General features: G+C 68.0%; 7 protein-coding genes. 2 read left to right on the forward strand and 5 right to left on the reverse strand.

Annotation, left to right across the window (positions count from 1 at the left end):
* Window positions 1–26 precede the first annotated feature (26 nt).
* The 3 genes from CCOS191_RS15685 to mqo all read right to left on the reverse strand — a co-directional run bounded on the left by CCOS191_RS15685 (window position 27) and on the right by mqo (window position 15,913).
* Window positions 27–12,515 carry a filamentous hemagglutinin family protein gene (locus CCOS191_RS15685; protein WP_046856013.1) on the reverse strand — a complete coding sequence of 4,163 codons (12,489 nt, stop codon included), beginning with the start codon at window positions 12,513–12,515 and terminating at the stop codon, window positions 27–29.
* Window positions 12,516–12,722: 207 nt separating this feature from the next.
* The gene (locus tag CCOS191_RS15690) at window positions 12,723–13,871 is read right to left on the reverse strand and encodes a substrate-binding domain-containing protein (RefSeq protein WP_046856014.1); all 1,149 of its coding nucleotides are present in this window, start codon (window positions 13,869–13,871) and stop codon (window positions 12,723–12,725) included.
* Between the two features lie 467 nt (window positions 13,872–14,338).
* On the reverse strand, window positions 14,339–15,913 hold the full coding sequence (gene mqo / locus CCOS191_RS15695; protein ID WP_046856015.1) for a malate dehydrogenase (quinone): 1,575 nt from the start codon (window positions 15,911–15,913) through the stop codon (window positions 14,339–14,341).
* 216 nt (window positions 15,914–16,129) lie between these two features.
* On the opposite strand from mqo, the gene aroQ reads away from it, so the two are divergent.
* Entirely contained in the window at window positions 16,130–16,579 is a 450-nt protein-coding gene (gene aroQ / locus CCOS191_RS15700) for a type II 3-dehydroquinate dehydratase (RefSeq protein ID WP_046856016.1), read from the forward strand.
* Window positions 16,576–17,421 carry a shikimate dehydrogenase gene (locus CCOS191_RS15705; protein ID WP_046856017.1) on the forward strand — a complete coding sequence of 282 codons (846 nt, stop codon included), beginning with the start codon at window positions 16,576–16,578 and terminating at the stop codon, window positions 17,419–17,421. Before aroQ ends, CCOS191_RS15705 begins: the two co-directional genes overlap by 4 nt.
* Before the next feature lie 71 nt (window positions 17,422–17,492).
* Here CCOS191_RS15705 and CCOS191_RS15710 read toward each other — a convergent pair whose 3' ends face one another.
* A complete protein-coding gene (locus tag CCOS191_RS15710) occupies window positions 17,493–18,155 on the reverse strand; it encodes a TetR/AcrR family transcriptional regulator (protein WP_038705885.1) in 663 nt (220 codons plus the stop codon).
* 126 nt (window positions 18,156–18,281) lie between these two features.
* Window positions 18,282–20,189, reverse strand: coding sequence for a 3-dehydroshikimate dehydratase QuiC (gene quiC, locus CCOS191_RS15715; RefSeq protein WP_046856018.1), 1,908 nt, complete (start codon window positions 20,187–20,189; stop codon window positions 18,282–18,284).
* Window positions 20,190–20,389: the final 200 nt, after the last annotated feature.

A 20,389-nucleotide genomic window follows, 5' to 3' on the forward strand; every position in this document is an offset into this window, starting at 1 on the left:
CCAACCAGGGGCCGTAGCGCGGCCCCTCACAGCAACAGGTTGCCCCGCTCCTCCTCGGTCAATTGCGCCTTGGCCCGCTCATCCAGCGCCCCTGCGCCCAACACCTGCACCGGGCTCTGGCGGTTGTACTGCGGGTTGAGGCTCGCCCCGTCCTGCCCCGGCACCAGCCGCTCGCCACCGAAGCCCAGCACCTGCACGGTGATCACCGATGGCTGGCGCTGGCGCGACGCGGCCTGCTGCTGGCGGCCCGCCTCCTCGGCAGCCTGGCTCGCCGACGACGCCGCGGCGCTGGCCGAAGCGATCGCCCCGGTATTCACCGAGGCCACCACCGGCATGCCCTTGGCATCGCCCTGCACCTGGATGTTGGCAGCGTTGACCACCTGCAGCGCGGCGATGTTGACGTTGCCCGACACGCGGATACCCGCCTCGCCGGCATCGATGGTGCCCAACGGTGCGATCAGGTCGATATCCCCCGGCGCCACCTCGGCGATCGGGTTGAGCGTGGCGATACCGGCACCAGTGCTCGGCACGCTCGGCGCCAGGCCGACATTGCCCCACAGGTCGTAGGTGCGCTTGGGCGGCGTGTACACCACGGTGGTCTTCGAGCCGCGACCGGCGTTGATGTCGCCCTGGGCCGACCAGCCGAGGATCGAGCCGCCGAAGGTGGTCATGATCCGGCTCTGGCCGAGCAGGATGCTGCCCTGGGAGTACAGCTGGATGTCGCCGCTGCCCTGGGTGATCACCCCGGCGGTGGACGGCGGCGCTTCGCCCTCGATGCCGAACACCTGCTGGCCACCCGGGGTCAGCACCTGGATGCCGCCGCCGAAATCGGTGTGGATGCCCGCGCCGCCGTAGAAGGTGGCGCTGCCGTCGTAGCGGATCGGATTGCCGGCCACGTCCTTGTCCGGGAACAGCGTGGCGATCGCCTGGCGACCGCGCAGGTAGCTGCCGGTACGCGGGCCGTTGACGTCGTTGTACTCGCGCCCGCCTTCGCGCAGCTCGCTGAAGTAGACCAGGCGGGCAAAGATGCGCTGCTGCTCGGCGGGCAAGGCGGCGAAATAGGCACGGCTTGCGGCGTTGTCGCCGGTGAAGCCGAAGCGTTCGCGCAGCCAGGCCTGCAGCTCCTGGTCGTAGACCTTGAACGGCTGGTCCGTCGGGGTCTGCTCCGTGCCCAGGTAACGCTCGAGCAGGCGGGTATAGTCCGGCCCGGTCTTGCCGGCGCCGACAACGATGGCGATGGCCGCGCCGTCGTTACCGCCACCGCTGCCATCGACCCGACCGACACTGTTGATCGCCGCCTCCTGATAAGCCGAGCCCACGCCCTGACCGGACTGGAACAGGTTGCCCCCGGCGATCACCTCCAGCTGACCGGGGCCAGCGACATTGAAGGTACTCAAGCGAATGTCGCGGCCGGCGCTGATCAGCGAGACATCCAACGCGTCACCATGGATGATAAGGTTGCCCGAAGAATGGATGTTGCCCTGATCCCCCGCCACCATGGCCGTCGCCCCGAAACGCTCAGTCCCCAGCGCCTTGCCGGCATTGACGATATCGCGCCCGGCCATCACCCGCACCGGCCCAGCGCCCTGGTACAGCTTGAGCCCGGTCCGCTGGTATTCAATGATCTCGCCGGTGTTCAAGCCGAGGATGTCCCCCGTCAAGGCGTAGAAGCGCGCAGGCGCCTGCGGTCGCTGGCCGGCCCTGTAAGTGTTCAGCCCATAGGTGAACAACGGCGCCGTATCCAGGCTGGCGGCAACGTCCCCGCTCAGGTTGCCGGCCCGGTACACGAACGAGAAGTCCTGGCCCAACATGGCTGGTCGCTGCGGCGTGGCGATGGCTGACGTGTCGGTGCCGGTCTGGCTGATCACATAGCCACCGGCATAGATCGAATCACCCGCGATCAGTTGCAGGGCGCTGCGCGCAGACGGGGCGGTCATCAGCGAGTACGCCGATGTCGCGACGCCCCGCTCACTGGCCGAACTGCCGTAGTACAGGCTGCCATTGGCCGCCGACACACGCAGCGCCGTCGGGTAGAACAGCCGCCCGCCGTAGAGCGGCAGGTTGCGCCCTGGCCGGGCGTCATCGATGTTGACCGGCGTGATATTGCCGCCCAAGGCCAGCAGGTCCACAGCGGTGGTCTCGCGCCACAGCGAGAACCAGCTGCTGCCCTGCCCGGCATAGCGCACACCGTTGCCGCCGACGAAGCCGGTCATGTTGAACTGCGGTACCCGGCCTGGGTCACCCACCCCCTGCACGACCAGGTCGCCCCGACTGTCCAGGCGCACGGCAGCATCGCCGGGCATGAGCGTCAGGCCACCCAGCGCCGCGGCCTTGGTCGAGGTATACGGGTCGTAGGCGCGCGACTCGCTGCTGTCATTGAAGGCGAAGCTGCTGCCATATACCTGCCTGACCACCCCGACGCTGCCCGCCTGGACATTCAGGGCACCGCGCAGGTTGACCAGCGTACCGCCCAGGTCGGGGGTGACCCGCGCCATCTCCAGGGCCGCGGATGCCGGGTTGATGCCGCCGGCCACCCGCAGGTTCAGGTCGCCGCCGCCGGTCTGCACCAGGCGACCATCCTCGGCGATGCGGCCGCTGCCGCCGACCACCAGGTTCAAGCCCTGACTGCGCTCGGCCTCCACGCCCGCGCTGTTGCTGGCCTGCAGCAAGCCAGCCGAGCCACCCACGCCGACGTCCAGGTTGCCACCGCCCAGGGTGCCGATGCCGGTGAAACCCACCAGCCAAGGTTCGGCCACCGTGGCCTGGGGCTGCTGGGCGAAGGTACCGAAATTGACCCACCAGGCCGCCGGGGTATCGGCGCTGGGCTGTCCCTGGCGCCATAGCCAGTTGCCCACCGCGGCCGATGCCACTTGCGGCCTGGCGACGGCGCTGCCGGTCCTGGTCGCCACCAGGTTGCCCGTCAGGTCGCCTCCGGCGGCGATCCGCAGGTTGCCGCCCTGCTCCGGATACCAGGCGCGGTACAGGCTGGCAGTCAACGCTTCATAGGCCGTGCCGGCGCCGCCGAGCAGGCTGCCGTCGGCCAGCCGGCCACGGGCGACCTGGTAAGGATCGCTGCCGTCACGCAGCAACGACGGGGCCTGGGTGCCGGCGGTGTAGACGCCGAACAGCGAATCCATGCGCCAGTCACCGGCGCTGAGCAGGTCCAGATCGCCGGTTCCGGTACGCAGCACGCTGAACATCAAGGTCTGCGGCGTGACCTCGATACGCTCGGGCTCGGTGGGCGCATCGATCTCCAGGCACCAGCCGGGGATGCTGCAGAATTCCATGTCGGCCTCGGCCACGGGGGTGCCGGGCTCCATGCCGAAGGTGTTGTCCGGCCCCCAGACCCAGATCTTCTTGCCGCCCAGCACCTTGTCCATGCACCAGCCGTCGATCTCGCACATCACCAGGTCTTCCGGCGCCACCGGGGTGCCCGGCTCCATGCCGAAAGTGTTGTCGGGGCCCCAGACCTTGATGACCTTGACCGCAGGCTCGCACCAGCCTTCGTTCTCGCACATCACCAGGTCCTCCGGTGCCACGGGGGTGCCCGGCTCCATGCCGAAGGTGTTGCGCTCCCCCCAGACCAGGCCGGTCCCCGAACCCTCGCCCCCCGTGCGTTTCTGTTGCGCAATGTAGTGCAGGTCGGCCAGGCGCAGCACGCCGGCATCGGTGTCGGGACGCGTGATGCGACTGTCGGCGGCTTCCAGGTCGGCGCCGGCCACCAGGCGCATCGACCAGGATTGCGAACCTTGCGGCAGCATCTGCGCCAGCGCCCAGTTGCGCCTCTGCTGGCCATTGCTTGCGGGGCGCAGCTCGATCAGATCTACGCCTGCGGCGAGCTTGACATCGGTGCCCGCCGGCAGCCGCGAGCCCACGGCCAGGGTAAGCGCGCTGCCTTGGGTCAGGCCGCCACTGGGCAGGGCGATGCCCTTGCTCCAGATGCCGCCCTGCACGGCCACGCTGACTGGCAGGCGGCTGCCAGCGTCCAGGCGCGTGCCCGAACCCAGGGTGAGCGCCTCGCGCAGCAGCGTGCCAGCGGCGTACAACATGTTGCCGCCAGCGTCGCGTACCGCAGCCTCGAGCACCGTGCCCGCAGGCAGGGTCAGTGGCGTCGACAGGGTCATGGCGCTGGGCAGGCGCAGGTTGGCCGGCAAGGTAGTTGCGGCGAACGGCAGGTCGAAATTGAGCAGGCTGCCTTCGGGGAACAGCGTGCCCTCGGCCAGCTCGACACCGCTGCGCGGGATCACCAGGTCGCTGTCGAAGGGCTGTTTACCAGGCACCAGCAACCAGCCCTTGCCGTCCGTGCGTGTGTCGTCGGTGGCCAGGTCCACCGGCATGAAGCCGTCGCTGATGCTGCCATACACCTCCAGGTTGCCGCCGGCGCGCAGTACCAGGTTGCCCACCTCGCCCGAGCCGTGAACGGCAGTCTTCGGCGTCAGCGGGTTGAGGCTGGCGTAGCGATGGCCGGACAGGTCCAGGTCGCCCTGCACCACCAGGTCGGTGCCGGCATCGACCGTGGCGATCTCCACGCCCGGTCGCAGGTGCAGGGCCTGGGCGTAGCGGGCGTTGTTCAGCCCGGCCAGGCGCACATCGAGCAGGTCGCGGTTGCGCAGCAGGTTGTCGATGAACAGCACACTCAGGTCGTGCTTGCGGGTCAGGTAGTCCTGGTCGATGAGCTGGATCGGCCGGCCACTGGCCGAGGTGCCGCCCGGCGCCGCGTCGGTGTAGCGCTGGTTGCCGATCACGGCGATGGAGCGCGCGCCGAGAATGTCCACCGGACCACGCACGTCGATGGCGATGTCGCCCGCCGTATCGCTGCCCAGGCGCGGGGCGATCAGCTCCAGGGTGCCCCGTGGCCGACCATCGCCCTGCCCGGAAGCAGTGCCGTGACGCAGGTCGATGCGCGCGCCGCTGGCCAGGGTCAACTGGCCCTGGCCGCTGTTGAGCTCGACCACGGCACGGTTCGGCGCATCGATGATCGCGCCGTAGCTGTCGACCCGCAGCACACTGCCGTGGGCGTCGAGCAACGCCCCGGCGCCGAGGGTCAGGCCACGTCCGGCGGCCAGGCGGATGCTGCCGACCTGCTCGCCGCTGGCATCGACATGGCCCTCGACCCTGAGCTGGCCATGATCCAGCGACACGTTGATCTGCCGTGCCTTGAGCTCGTCGCCGATCACCAGGTCGCCCTGCTTGATCTGGAAGCTGCGCGCGCCGAACACCTGGTCCCGGTTCAGGCGCTGGTTCAATCCGGTAAAGTCGTCCAGGTGCCGGGCACGGATATCGACTGCCCCGCCCGCGTAAGGGACCAGAGTGCCGGCGGCATCATACTGGCCGCCGGCCGCACCAAGAATCCGGCCGAGCAACTCGACGCCCCCGCCCTGCTCACCCAGGGCGATGGCGCTCAGGCGACCGGCGCGGTTGTTGCGGGCGCTGAGGTCGATCAGCGCGCCGGCGGCCTGGTGAATGTTGCCGAACTGGCTGCCGAGCACCAGCTCGCCGCCCCAGCTGTACTGGGTCACATCATTGAAGGTCAGGGTGCGCCCGGCCAGGTCCACCCGCGCGGCGTCGCCCAGACGCAGGTCGTCCACGGCCTGCAAGGTCAGGCGGCCGCTGGGCAGGCTGAAGGTGCCATCGACCAGCAGTTGTCGCGCCTTGAGACTCAACTCGGCCCCCAACGCCTCACGACCGCTGGCCAGCGTACCCGCACCGCCCTGCACACGCAGGGTGCCACCGGCCTCGATGCGGTTGAGCGAACCGGCGGTGCCGGTCCACAACGGCGTGTCCACCAGCAGGTCGCCACCGCTGTAGGCAAAGCCGCCGCCGGCCTGGTAGTCGCCACGGCGGTGATGAATCAGCAGGCTGCCTTTGTGGTTGGCCGTCACCTGGTGGCTGGCGTGCAGTTCCACGCGGCTGAAGCCCAGGATCTGGCGCGCCATCTCGACGCTGCCGTCGGGCTGGCTGTTGGCGCCATAGCCGAACTCCAGGTCTTTGACGCGGATGGCCAACACGCCATCGCCACTGCCGGCCCCACCCGCGATCGGCGCCCCTGCGGTGTTGCGGGCACCGCTCCAGATCAGACGCTCGGTGCGGATGGTCGCCTGGTCGCCGGCCAGACCACTGCCATGGATGGCCGGCACCCCGAGGACCAGGGCCTGCAAGCGGTTCTTGCCGGTTACCGGGTCGTAGGTGTCGAGCGCCGTGGTGCCGAAGAAGTTCAGCGAATCAGACGCCGCCAGCGTCAGGGTCTCCAGCGCTGGTACGCCATCGGCCGGGCTGCCCTGCAGCAGGCGGTCGAGCACCTGCTGGTTGAGGGTCAGGCCCTGACCCAGGACCCCGTTGGCCAGGGCCTGGGCCAGCGCCTCGGCGCTGCCGACGTTGATGCGCCCGACCGACAGGCCCAGGTGGCGGGTGCCGAAGGCCACGCCATCACCGAGACTGAAGGTCTTGTCGGTAGCGGCGAACAACGAGCCTTCCGAGTACAGCCGGGTGGTGCCCTGGCAACCGCCGGCACTGCAGCCGCCAATGACAATCGAGCCCGGTGCCCCGCTGGTGGTTAGCGGCGAGGACACCACTTCCAGTCGGCCATTGGACACCGCCAGCAAGGCGCGGCCATTGCTGTTGATGAAGTAGCCGTCATCGGCGCCGAAGGGCACCGCGCCACGGCCAAGGGTAACGATACCGGCCCCCTGCTCGACGACGATGCCACCGCGCGGATCGTTGGTGGTCAGGAACACCTCGCCGACCCGCAGCTCGGCGCCCGAACGCACCCAGATATCGCTGGTGCCTTCAAGGAAGGTCATCTGGTTGCCGCCTTGGCCGTAGAGCACATTGGCGCGGCCGCCCAAGGTCAGCCGGGGTGCCTGCAGGGCATTGAGCTCGCGGGCCGACAGCACCGCGATGTTCTCGCCAATGGCCTGGCCGGCGCCACCATCGGCCACCACTTCAAGACCACGGGCGCCGAACACCGCCGCGCTGCCGGCATGACCGCCTTCGGCGGCGGCGAAGTTCACCCGACCGGCGACACGCAAGGTACTGGCGGCCTCGTTGTTGCCCTGCACCCGCAGGTTCAGCCACTTGCCATCGGCCTCGATCGCCGCGCGCGGCACGCCTTTGGCCACGGCATCGGCACGGGCGAAGGCCGCGTAGGAGGTTTCGTTGTACTGCGAATAGCGCCGCAGCACGTCGCCCGAGGTCAGGATCACCTGGCTCGACAGCGGCTGGCGGATACCGGTGTTGGCCACTGACAGGCTGCCCGTGGTAGTCCAGGAGCCGTTGCGCATCGCCAGGCTGGCAGCGCTGCCCCCGGCCATGGCCAGGCCATTGAGCTCGACCCGGAACGCCCCCGGCAGCAGCGCAAAGCTGGCCGGCAGCAAGGTGTAGGTGCCCGCCGCCAGGCCAGGAACGCTGCCATCCAGGGTGATCTGCTGGCCGATCCCCGGCGCCGTCACGCCGGCCTCGCCGGTCACCGGCGCATAAGGGCCGGTGAAGCTCGGCACAATGGCGTAGACCGGGTTGCTGCCCAGCGTGGGCAGGACCAGGCGGCCCTCGCCATCGAGTTGCATCAGCGGATGGTAGCGGGCGTCGGTAGAGCCGCCACGCCCGGAAACGAAGCCGGCGCCGGTCAGCGTGCCGCCTCCGGACAGGTCGATCAGCGCGTCCTGGCGGATGTCGATGGACTTGCCGTTGAGCGATACCCCATACAGGCTGTCGCCCGCCGCGCCCAGCAACTTCACCGCCTGGCCTCCGAACAGGTAGCTCAGGCCATCCACCGTCCCGCCATAAGGCATGACCAGCCCTGCCGCGCTGACCGAGGTGATGCTGCCCGGCAGCAGGGTGACGGACTTGGTGCCCCCCGTTTCCTGCCCCAGCGACAGCCCGCCCAGGGGCGCGCGCAGCACACCGCCCTGCTCGACCTTGCCGGCGACCAGCGCCAGCCGGCCGAACACCGAGAATGGCTGGTCGGGTGTGCCTTGCCCGGCCCTGCCGATGCGCAAGGTGGCGTCGCTGCCCGTCTCGATCTGGCCGAAGGCGCCGGTGGTCGGGTAGATCTGCGCGGCGAGCAGTTCCAGGTCGCTATTACTGCGCAACAGAGTACGGTCGATACCATCGTTGACCTTGCCCAGCACACGCAGGTCACCCTCGCTGCGCAGGCTGCCCAGGACGAAACCACGGCGGTCGAAGTCCAGCGTGCGCCCCGCGGTCAAGGCCAGGCTGCCATGAGCGCCCAAGGTCAGCGCATCGCGCAGATCCAGCAGATGAGCATCGACCTGTAGCTGCGCCGTACTGTCCTGCGTGGACAGCCCGCCCTTGATTGTCGGCCGGATCGCGGCATCCGTGTTGTGATGGTTGCTGCCGGCAAGCCGCACATAGGGCGCTTGCAGGTGGACGCGGGCGTCGCCGGCGCTCCCTTGGGCCAGCACCAGCGAGCCGGTGTACAGCTGCAGGCTGCGGGCCATGCGCAGGTCGAGGTCACCGTCGAACGCCACCACGCCGTCGCTGAGCAGCGAGAGGCTGTCGAAACCCCCTGCGTTGATCCTGGCGACGTCTAGCCTTCCCTGGCCATAGCGCAGCGTGCCGTCCTCGACGTTGGCCGCGCCCTGGGCAAGGACCAGCTCGCGGGGAGCCTTGACTCCGTCGACCAGGCTACCGTTGAGGTAGAGACCGCTATCCAGCGCCACCTCCAGACTTCCGCCTGCGGCGCCGAGACCACCGGAAGCGGCGCTGAAGCCGCCGTTCAGGCGTAGCCCGTGGCTCGATGCCAGGCTGATGCGCCCACCGTTGCTGGCCATGGCCAACGGCCCCTGGCCACGGATATCCAGCGTGGCCTGAGCACCATCGGCGCGCAGGCGAGCGCCATCGGCCATGTCCAGGAACAGGTAGGCGCCGTTGCTGGTGCCCTGGTCATGGTCGATCTGCCCGCCGATGACGATGCTGCCGCCAGCGTCGACCCGCCCATAACGGCGACCTTGCGCATCCAGGGCGGTGACCGCCCGCCCGGACACATCGATCAGGGCCTGGTCACCCAGGCGGATCGAGCGCTGGTGCGCCCCTTCCGTCACGCCGGAGTCCATGGTCGGCAACCATTGCTGCAGCAGGCTGACACTGCCGCCCCAGGCATTGAGGGTACCGTTCAGGTTCAACTGCGCGGTGCTGGTCAAGCTGATGGACTGCAAGGGGTCAACGCTGATCGTCGCGCCGCGCCCGACCTCGAGCACCGCCGCTTCACGGCTCGCCTGGTCGAAGCGGCTATCACCCGCCGCCAGGGCCAGGCTCGCGCCGGCGCGCGGCTCCAGCTGGCCAGCCACCGCGTTCTGCGCCAACAGCGGCGCCAACACGATCAGCGCCGGATCGCCGAGCGGCCGGCTGGCGTCGAGCTGCTCCACCGGTCGGGTGACGTCGATACGGCTGCCGGCGGCCACACTCAGGCCATGGTTGCCGGTGATGGCGTAATGCGCAAAACCACGGTTGAAGAAATCCTCGGCCAGGTGCACGCCGGTCTCGCCCTGCGCGCTGCCCCCCACGCTCACCCGCTCGGCGGCCACGGTGAGGGTGCCTGCGCCACTGCTGCCGTAGCCGCGCAGCTCGCCGTCGAGGCGCATGCGCCCGGTACCGGTGTTGTCCAGCGCGCTGCTCTGCAAGGTCAGGTTGCCGCCACTGCCACCGAGCAGGCGGTTGCCCTCGCGGCGTACCACACCGCCGGACACGTCCAGCACGCTGCCGCTGTCCAGCAGCACATCGCCGCTGCTGCGCAGGCTCAGGCTGCCACCGTTGCGCCAGGCGCGCTCGCCTGGGTCCGTGCCCTCGCTGCGCAGACCGCTGACATCCAGGCGCACCCCGGCGGCCACGCCGACCTGCGCGCGCAGCCCTGCCGGGGTGGCCAGCGCCTGGTCCTGCAGGCTGGCGAGAACACGCTGGCGGAGCACATCGCCCAGGACCATCTGCCCGCCCCTGGCGGTCAGGTCGGCATTGACCTGGACCTGCGGGGTATAGAGCGTCAGGCTGCCGCCATCGGCCAGGCGCACGGCATCATCGACCTCGATGCGCCGCTGGGCGGCAACGCTCAAACCACCCAGTTCCAATCCGTTGAGCCAGTCGCTGTCGAGTGCCAGCTGGCCACGGCGCCGCTCGTCCAAAGGTGCCTGCAGGCCGACGTCGGCGCTCTGCCCCCCGGTGCCCTGGCGTATCAGCACCTGCTGCATGACCGGGGTCAGGCTGAAGCCCAGCTCCTTGGCGTCGCTGAGGTAGCCGGGCAGCTGTTGGCCGATCACCAGTTGCGCGCCCTGGGCCCGGGCGGTGTGCACCTGGCGATAGCCGTCGCGCCCGCGAACCGGCGCCTGCACCTGGCGCTCGTCCTGCCAGGTCTGGCCGATCAGCTGGCCGTCGAGCAGCGCGCTCTGGGTCGCCACCACCAGGCTGCCGGCGTCGCGCCCCACGGTATAACCCTGCTCGTAACGCTGGCCGGGGGCAATCAGCGGATTGTAGAAGGTGCGGGTCTGGTCCCAGCGCGCGCTGTGCGCCTCGTAGCCGTTGTACAGGCCGGTGTAGAGCAGGTCGCCCGGGGCCTTCGACAGTTCGTAAAGGCGACCGTCCTCACCGCGCAGCCAGCTCTGGCGGATGTAGCCGTCCTGCACCGCCAGGGTGCCGCCGGACAGGTTGATCTCGGCGCCGGCGCGGGTCACCAGGTCCTGGCCGGTGAAGGTCACCGTGCCGCCCTGGGCCATCCACTCGCCGACGCTGTGGTTGCGCGTGCCCAGGTAACCGCCCACCTCGAGCAGGCCACCGGCGGTGTACCAGCGCTCGCTGGCATAGCCGTTGATGCCTTTCTCGACATGCACCAGCTCACGCACGTCCACCCACACATCGCGGTTGATCAGGCCGCCCTTGTCACGGTTGCCGGCCGCATCGCGCTGTTCGTTGCCCTGCACATTGATCTTGATGACATTGCTTTCCATCGCCACCTTGACCCCGAGGGCCCCGGCCACGTCGATGCGCGCGCCATCGTCCACCAGGCTGCGCAGCCCGGCACTGACGGCCACCTGACCGCCGGTGGCCAGGGTCAGGGCGCCTTCCTGGAAATGCACGGTGCCGCCGCTGACCACCTCCACCCGCGACTGCTCGGGGCGGTCGATGACCTTGCTCAGGTTGTCGAAGCGGCCCGTGGCATTGTTGCCGCTGACCCCATCCACACTCTGCCGCGAGGCCTCGCGCTGGCTGTCCAGGGCCTGACTGTCGTCGAGCAGTACGGCAGTGACGCTGCCCTTGCCGAAACTCACCGTGCCACTGGCGTCACTGGCCGAGTTGAGCAGGTGAATGCTGCCGCGCCGATCCACCGTGGTGCTGGCCAGGGCCACGCCGTCCTGGCGCACGGCATGGCCGGTCAGGGTGATATCACCGCCCGCCGCCTGGATCAGTCCGTTGTTGACCACGCTGCCGGCGCTGCTGCCGGGCTTCAGGCTGCTGGCGACCTCGTTGCCACGGGTGGTGGAGAAGGCATTGGCCTGGGTGCCCCTGCCCCGGCGGATGTAGAAGTCGTCACCGGCGGCAAGCGCTGACTGGCCCTGGGGCGTGATGATCTGGCCTTCGTTGTTCACCTCGCTGCCCAGCAGCAGCACATAGCCGCCGCCCTCGGTGGAGGTGGCTGGGGCGCGGGTCTGCAGTTGCGCGCCCCGTTGCACCACGACCTTGCCGCCGGCCTGGGTGAAGGTGGCCTGGCTGCCGTTGCTGTCTACATACAGCCCGCGCTCGCGGAACTGCTCGTCGCTGACCTGCGCCGCCGCCGCCACCAGGTTGCGCACGTTGACCTGGCTGCTGCCGTTGAATACCACGCCATTGCGGTTGACCAGCATCACCGTGCCCTGGGCCTCGATCTGGCCGTGGATCTGGCTCGGCCGGGCATTGGGGTCGTTGACCCGGTTAAGCACCGCCCACTGCGCCTGCTGGTCGAACTTGACCGTGGTATCGCGGCCGACGTTGAAGGTCTCCCAGTTGAGGATCGCCTTGTCGGCGGTCTGTTCGATCAACACCTGGGTCTTGCCGCCCACCTGGCTCTGCTGCGGCGCCTTGGCGTTCTGCCAACCCTTGGTCAGCGGGTTCTCGTCGACCTTCAGGCCGCCCTCGCCCAGGCCGTTGGGCACGGTCTGCGGCTGCACCTGCGCCAGGGTGCGGCCGGCGGCCTGCGCCGCCTGCTGCGCGGCGATGGCGGCCACGGTGTTGTCGAGGTTGCCCAGGGAGCGCTGGAACCGCTGCTGCAGGCGCTGCTGCTGGGCCAGCGGTGGCGGCGCGCCGGGCAGCTGCACTTGGCCGCCTGCAGCGCCGCCACCGGCCGCGGGCGCGGCGCCCTTGGCCGCGAACCAGGCCGAGCTGAACGGCTGCGCGGCCTGGGCCGTGCCCGCCAGCATCAGCAGCGCGATGGCCTGGGCCAGGGGCTTGAGCAGCATCGGCGCGTGGCCTGCAGGCTGGCGACGCTGGTGGGCGACGGTGGCTGGTAGGTCTGGCTGGTGCTGGCCGCGCGACATTGCAGGGTTCCTTGTGCAGGGTCATGGAAGGCAGGTCGGTGCGGCGGTGATGCCGCTTTGCCATAAGGCAGTCGGCCCGGGCGCGGACCGAAGTTTTGTCATGCAAAGTTCATCTGCCTGGGGTACGCGCACACGCGAAAACCGACGGTGCCGTGCCGGCCACCGTCGGTTGTCAGCCCGTTGCGGGCCTGGCGCTTCGCGTGATGCTTACAGACGGCCGATACCGTTGCAGACCGAAGCGTTGGCGATGTCGGTGCCTTCGTTGTAGCCGTTGTCCAGGAACACCTTCTTGATCTCGGCGGCGTAGGCGGCCGGCAGGCTGACGAAGGAGTGCTGGGCGATGGTGGCGGCCTTGGCACCGGTGTACAGATCGTTCAGGAAGCTACGGATGGCGGTGGCATCGGCGGCGGTCTGGTAGCACTGGCCGACCAGCAGGTTGGTGTAGCCGACGATCGGGTAGCCCGAAGTCGGTACCACGCCACCGGCGTTGAAGATCGGTACCCACTTGCTTGGGTCGGCGCGGTCGGCGGCGGTGCTCGGGGCGACAGCGGTACCCAGGGCGGTGCGGGCGTTGGCGGCGGTTGGCAGTGGCGCGGTGCCGGCGGCCATGGCGTTCTTGCTGACACGGGCGACCACGGCGTTGTTGCCGGTGGCGACAAAGTCAGGGCTGACGTAGCCGATGGTGCCATCGGTGGCGTTGACCGCGTTGACCACGTCGGCGCTGCCGGCGACGGCTTGCCAGGTGGCCGGTTCGCTGCCGACGTTGGCGGTGGTGAAGGTGCTGCTGACCACGAAGGACGATGGGCAGGAGTCAGCCAGGAAGCGCGACAGCAGCTCGGTGGTGCCGCTGCTGCCGGAACGGTAGATGACCTTGATCGGCGTGGCGTCGGCGGTGCCCAGCAGCTGGCCCCAGGTGGTGGTAGTACCGGAGAACACGCCGCACAGCTGGGCGCCGGTCAGTTGCAGGTTGGTCACGCCCGACTTCTTGTAGGGAATGGCAACGGAGGTGCCCACCGATGGGATCTGCACCAGCTTGCCCCAGGTGGCGGCCTTGCTGCTGTTGTAGGTCGACAGCTCCGAAGCGCTCAGCACCGAGTCGCTGCCGGCGAAGTCGACGTTGGTGCCGGCTGGCTGGTTGATCGAGGCCGCTGCGTTGGTCAGGAACGCCGTCTTGCCGCCACCGCTGCCGACACCGGTGTAGCTGAAGTCGGCCGGCAGCAGGCGCGGCAGGCTCGAGGTGCCGTTGTAGAGGTTTTCCGGCAGGGTGGCGCCGCCACCGACAACAGCAGCCATGGATTGGGCCGAAGCCAGGGTAGCAGCCACCAGGGAGGCGGCGATCACAGTACGCTTAAACATGAAGCAATCTCCTATCGTCGTGTTCATACGTTGAGTGGGTCGCGCATTGCCGTGGCCACAGGCCGTATACCCTGATCCAGAGGGGCTGAGGCCTGTCCACGGGGCCAACATTCGCAGCTTGTGGTGACAGGCAAAGGAAAAAACATCGGGAGTTCGACGGGCAAAGACTCGGGTGTCGGGAGGCGTTTTTTCAGGCTTACGCGCAGGCGATGGAGGCGGGGCCAGACGCTACGGGTGGGAGCAGTCCGGAGGTTGAGCAGTGGCACACTCGGGTGTTTACGGTGAGGGTGAAAAAAGATGCAACCGCTGTCGACCGGTTCAACCTGACAGGTTGGCTATCGTTCCTGGCAAACCCAAGCGCCGCTGACGCGACGCATCGCCGGCAAGCCGGCTCCCACACCGACCGCGCCGACCTGCAGTCTGGTGCCGTGCTGTGGGAGCCGGCTTGCCGGCGAGCGGGCAGCCGCTCAGGGCGCGGCCACCTCGCTGGGCGATGCCAGTTGCAGGAGTTCGCTGGTATAGGTCCACTCTTCCTGGACCTTGTCGGGGTGCTCGTTCAGGCGGATGCCGTAGGACGGGATGATCTGCTTGATCTTTGCCTGCCACTCAGGCGTGGCCACCTTGTCCTTGAACACCTTGTTCAGCAGATCGAGCATGATCGGCGGCGCGGTCGAGGCGCCCGGCGAGGCGCCGAGCAACCCGGCGATGCTGCCGTCCTTGGCGGTGACCACCTCGGTGCCCAGCTTCAGCACCCCGCCCAGGTTGTCGTCCTTCTTGATGATCTGCACCCGCTGCCCGGCCTGCCACAGGCGCCAGTCTTCCTTCTTCGCTTCGGGGAAGTAGGTCTGCAAGGCGGCGAAGCGGTCATCATCGGACTGCATCAACTGGCCGATCAAGTATTGCACCAGGTCGAACTCGCGCACCCCCACCCGCACCATCGGCCAGGTGTTGTGCAGCGACATGCTGGCGAACAGGTCGAGCAGCGAGCCCTCCTTGAGGAACTTGGTGGAGAAGGTGGCGAACGGCCCGAACAGGATCATGCGCTTGCCGTCGAGCACCCGGGTGTCCAGGTGCGGCACCGACATGGGCGGCGCGCCGGTGGCGGCGATGCCGTAGGCCTTGGCCATGTGGCGCTGGGCGATGGCCGGGTTGTCGGTGACCAGGAACGAGCCGCCCACCGGGAAGCCGGCGTAGTCCTTGGCCTCGTCGATGCCCGACTTCTGCAGCAGGTGCAACGCGGCGCCGCCGGCACCGATGAACAGGAACTTGGCGTCGGTGGTCGCGGTGCCGCCATCCTTGAGGTTCTTGTACTCGACGTGCCAGCTGCCGTCGTCGTTGCGGGTGATGTCCTGCACCTCGCTGGACAGCTTGAGGTCGAAGTTCGGCCGGGTCTGCAGGTAGCCCACGTACTGGCGGGTGATCTCGCCGAAATTGACATCGGTGCCGATCGGCGTCCAGGTGACGGCGAGCTTCTGATTGGGGTCGCGCCCTTGCATCATCAGCGGCACCCATTTGGCGATCTGCGCGTGGTCCTCGGAATACTGCATCGGCTTGAACAGCGGGCTGGCCTGCAACGCCTCGTAGCGCTTCTTGAGGAAGCGGATGTTGTCATCGCCCCAGACGAAACTCATGTGCGGGGTGGTGTTGATGAACGAGCGCGGGTTCTTCAGCACGCCCTGCTTGACCTGCCAGGCGAGGAACTGACGGGTGACCTGGAACGACTCGTTGATCTCCACCGCCTTGCTGATGTCGATCTTGCCGTCCTTCTCCGGCGTGTAGTTGAGTTCGGCCAGCGCCGAGTGGCCGGTGCCGGCGTTGTTCCAGCCGTTGGAGCTTTCCTCGGCCACCTTGTCCAGGCGCTCGACCATCTGCATCGACCAACCCGGCTCCAGCTCGTTGAGCCACACCGCCAGGGTGGAACTCATGATGCCGCCGCCCACCAGCAGCACATCGACGCGCTTGCTGTCGGCGGCGTGGGCATGCAGCCCCAGGGCCAGGGTGAGGGCCGCCAATGCCCATCTGGGCGTTTTTTGGATGTTCATGTGCTCTCCCGTTTTGGTCATTCCGTGCGCCTGGAAGACAAGCTTAGCCGAGTGTTTTGCTCGGGCATGGTCGCTGTGTTTTCTGGCCCCTTGCCCCGCGACAAAGCCAGCAGCGCGAGTTCGATAATCGCCCGTTTTCAACTCTCCGGGATTTGACGAAACTAACCAGATAGTACAAATATCGAGCTATTCAAAAACAACAAAGCGATACCCGCCATGACACCCCGAATACTCGTGCTCAACGGCCCCAACCTCAACCTGCTGGGCACCCGCGAACCCGCCCAGTACGGCCATGAAACCCTCGCCGACCTGGCCAGCCTGTGCGCCGCCAGCGCTCGCGAGCTGGGCCTGGAACTGGAGTTCCGCCAGACCAACCACGAAGGCGAGCTGCTCGACTGGATTCACGCCGCCCGTGGCCGCTGCCACGGCATCGTGATCAACCCCGCCGCCTGGACCCACACCTCGGTGGCCATCCGCGATGCCCTGGTGGCCTGCGAGTTGCCGGTGATCGAGGTGCACCTGTCCAACGTGCACAAGCGCGAGCCGTTCCGCCACCTGTCGTTCGTCTCCAGCATCGCCGTGGGAGTCATTTGCGGCCTTGGCAGCCAGGGCTACCGCATGGCCCTGGGCTACTTCAGCGAACAGCTGCGCGAGCACGCGGCATGAGCGCCCAAGGTATCCTTGCCGGCCTCATCGGCCGTGGCATCCAGGCTTCGCGCACGCCGGCGCTGCACGAACACGAAGGCGACGCCCAGGCGCTGCGCTACCTGTACCGGCTGATCGACGCCGACCAGCTAGGCCTGGACGACAGCGCCCTGCCCGCGTTGCTCGACGCGGCCCAACGCACCGGGTTCAGCGGGCTCAACATCACCTACCCGTTCAAGCAGGCGATCCTGCCGTTGCTCGACGAACTGTCGGACGAGGCCCGTGGTATTGGCGCGGTGAACACCGTGGTGCTGCGTGATGGCAGGCGGGTCGGCCACAACACCGACTGCCTGGGCTTCGCCGAAGGTCTGCGCCGGGGCCTGCCCGGGGTGGCCAGACGGCGCGTGGTGCAGTTGGGCGCGGGAGGCGCGGGCGCGGCGGTGGCTCACGCACTGTTGGCCGAAGGCGTCGAGCAACTGCACGTGTTCGAGGTGGACCCGGCCCGTGCCCAGGCGCTGGTGGACAATCTCACGCAGCGCTTCGGCGCTGGCCGTGCCATGCTCGGCAGCGATCTGGGCGAGACCCTGGCCGGCGCCGATGGCCTGGTCAACACCACGCCGGTGGGCATGGCCAAGCTGCCGGGCACTCCCTTGCCGCCGGCGTTGCTGCACGCACGGCTATGGGTGGCGGAGATCATCTATTTCCCGCTGGAGACCGAGTTGTTGCGCCAGGCCCGGGCCTTGGGCTGCCGCACCCTCGATGGCGGCACCATGGCGGTGTTCCAGGCGGTCAAGGCGTTCGAGCTGTTCAGTGGGCGCCCGGCGGATGCCGCGCGGATGCAGGCGCATTTCGCCAGGTTCTAGTCGCCAGAGAGTTAATTGCGGGGCAAGTCCGCTCCCACGAACTAGGGAGCAAGGCTGCCCCGCGCCTGCATTCAGGCCTTGATGTAACGCATCACCGCCTCGCAGATCACCTGCTTATGGCGTTGCTTGATCTGCTCGTCGGACAGGTCGATCTGGAAGATGTCGCCAAAGGTATGGCGGTTGGACACCCGGTAGAAGCAGAACGAGCTCATCAGCATATGCAGGTCGATCACTTCGATGCCGGGGCGGAACACGCCCTGGGCAACGCCACGGGCGAGGATCTTGCCCAGCGCGTCGAGCACCATGCTGCTCATCTCGCGGATCACCGGCGACTGCTTGACGTACTCGCCGTAGTGGATGTTCTCGGTGCAGACGATACGCACGAAATCGACGTTGTTGGCGTGGTGGTCGAAGGTGAACTCCACCAGGCGCTGGATCGCCTGCTCGGGCGCCAGCGAGTCGAGGTCCAGGCTGTGCTCGGTCTTGCGGATGTCGCCGTAGAGCTTGACCAGGCACTCGACGTACAACTGCTCCTTGCTGCCGAAGTAGTAGTAGATCATGCGCTTGGAGGTGGCGGTGCGCTCGGCGATGGCATCGACCCGGGCACCCGCCAGGCCCTGCTGGACGAACTCGGTGATGGCGGCCTGGAGAATGTTCTCGCGGGTCTTTTCCGGATTGTTCTTGCGCGTCTTGCGCAGGCCTTCGACTTCAGGCTTGACGACCGAATCACTCATACCGACTCACAGGCTCGTTGTAGTAATCCGGGCGATTATCCGTGAGCCGGGCGATGCTGGGAAGCGCGGTGTTGGTCGGCTGCTCAGGTTTGGCCTAGGGGCCCCGTCGCCGGGCAAGGCCCTGGCTCACAACACCACCTTGCGCCCTGCCCCGCTGCGCGCCTTGGCCATCGCTGCCAGGCGCACCGCCACGTTGGCCGCGCCATAGCCGGCATAGCCGCCCCTGCGCTGCAGGATTTCGAAGAAGAAACGCCCCTCGAACGGCTCGGTGTACACGTGGAACAGCTCGCCGCCCTGGGCATCACGGTCGTACAGCACGTTGTAGTACGCCAGCTCGCTGAGGAACTCGTCGTCGAAGTCGAAGCGCGCCGCCAGGTCGTCGTAGTAGTTCAGCGGGATCTCCAGCAACGGCACGCCGGCCTCCTTGGCCCTGGCCACCTCGCGGAAGATGTCGTCGCAGTCGAAGGCGACGTGATGCACGCCAGAGCCGCGATAGCTGTCCAGGGCATGGGCGATGGCGGTGTTGCGGTTCTCCGAGATGTTCAGTGGCAGCCGCAGGGTGCCGCAATGGCTGCGCAGGGCACGGCTCTTGACCAGGCCATAGGGGTCGGGCAACACCACCTCGTCGTCGGCGGTGAAGTCGAACAGGCTCTTGTAGAACAGCACCCAACTGTCCAGGGCCTCGGCCGGCAACGCCAGGGCCATGTGGTCGATACGCTTGAGGCCACCACTGGCGCGGGCTGTCGGGTCCAGGCGGAAATCGGTGTCGTAGAGGGTCTGGCCGTTGCCATCGGGCTGCACCAGGTACAACAGGCTGCCGTCCGGTGCGCGCACCGCCGGGATCTCGCGCTCGTTGGGGCCGACCAGGCCGCGGAACGGCTGGCCACGGTAGGCCATGGCGCGCTGCAGGGCGTCCTGGCCAGCGTTGACCCGCAACGCCGTGGCGCACAGCGACGGGCCATGGGCTTCGAAGAAGTTGTGGGCAAACGAATAAGGTTCGCCGTTGAGGACGATGTTGATATCGCCCTGGCGCAGCAGACGCACGGCCTTGCTGCGGTGCTCGCCGGCCTCGGCGAAGCCCAGGCGCTTGAGCCATGCGCCCAGGCGTGCGCCGACCGCCTCGTCGACGGCGAACTCGAGGAACTCCACGCCGTCGTAGCGGCTGGCGGCCGGCGGCGCGAACAGCACGCCCGGCTCGACCGCCCGCGCCTCGCGCTCGAGCTGACGGCGGGTCTTTTCCTCCAGGTACAGCAGCGAGCGCAGGCCATCGGCGGCGTTCTGCCGGGGTGGCGCCGCGCGGAAACCGTCATTGAAGATCTCCAGCGACAACGGGCCGCGATAGCCGCTGGCCAGGATCGGCGCGAGGAAGCCCGCCAGGTCCATTTCCCCCTGCCCGGGGAAGCAGCGGAAGTGCCGGCTCCACTCCAGCACGTCCATGGCCAGGATCGGCGCGTCGGCCATCTGCACGAAGAAGATCTTCTCGCCGGGGATATCGCGGATACCGCTGGGGTCGCCCTTGAGCGACAGCGTATGGAAGCTGTCGAGGATCACCCCCAGCGCCGGGTGGTCGGCCTGGCGCACCAGGTTCCACACCTGTTGCCAGGTATTGACGTGGCGACCCCAGGCCAGGGCCTCGTAGCCGATGCGCAGGCCCCGCGCGCCGGCATGCTCGGCGAGCAGGCGCAGGTCATCCACCAGCAGCTGTTCATCGCCCAGGGCGTCTGGCTGGACATTGCTGCACACCAGCACCAGGTCGGTGCCCAGTTCCTGCATCAGGTCGAACTTGCGCTCGGCGCGGTCGAGGTTCTTGCGCAGGCGGTCACGGCGGCAGCCCTCGAAATCGCGGAACGGCTGGAACAGGGTGATGGCCAGCCCCAGGTCGGCGCACAACTGGCGCACCTCGCGGGGGCTGCCGGCGTAGTACAGCAGATCGTTCTCGAAGATCTCGACGCCGTCGAAACCGGCGGCGGCGATGGCTTCGAGTTTTTCCGGCAGGGTGCCGCTCAAGGAAACGGTGGCGATCGAACGGTGCATGGCGGGTGTTCCTTGTTATTGAGTGAGGCCTGGCACGATCGATTATTCGCAGGTAAAGTCGCCCCGGCAACGAACTTTGTACGGAACAGTTAGTTTTTTGTTCGATTACCGAACAAAACCCGTTCCAGCGAATTGCTTCACCCACCCCCGTGAACAACCATGAACACCAGTCGCAGGCCCGCCAGCCCTTCTCGCCGCCA

The sequence above is a fragment of the Pseudomonas sp. CCOS 191 genome (assembly GCF_001007005.1).
In the GTDB taxonomy this organism is placed as follows: domain Bacteria; phylum Pseudomonadota; class Gammaproteobacteria; order Pseudomonadales; family Pseudomonadaceae; genus Aquipseudomonas; species Aquipseudomonas soli.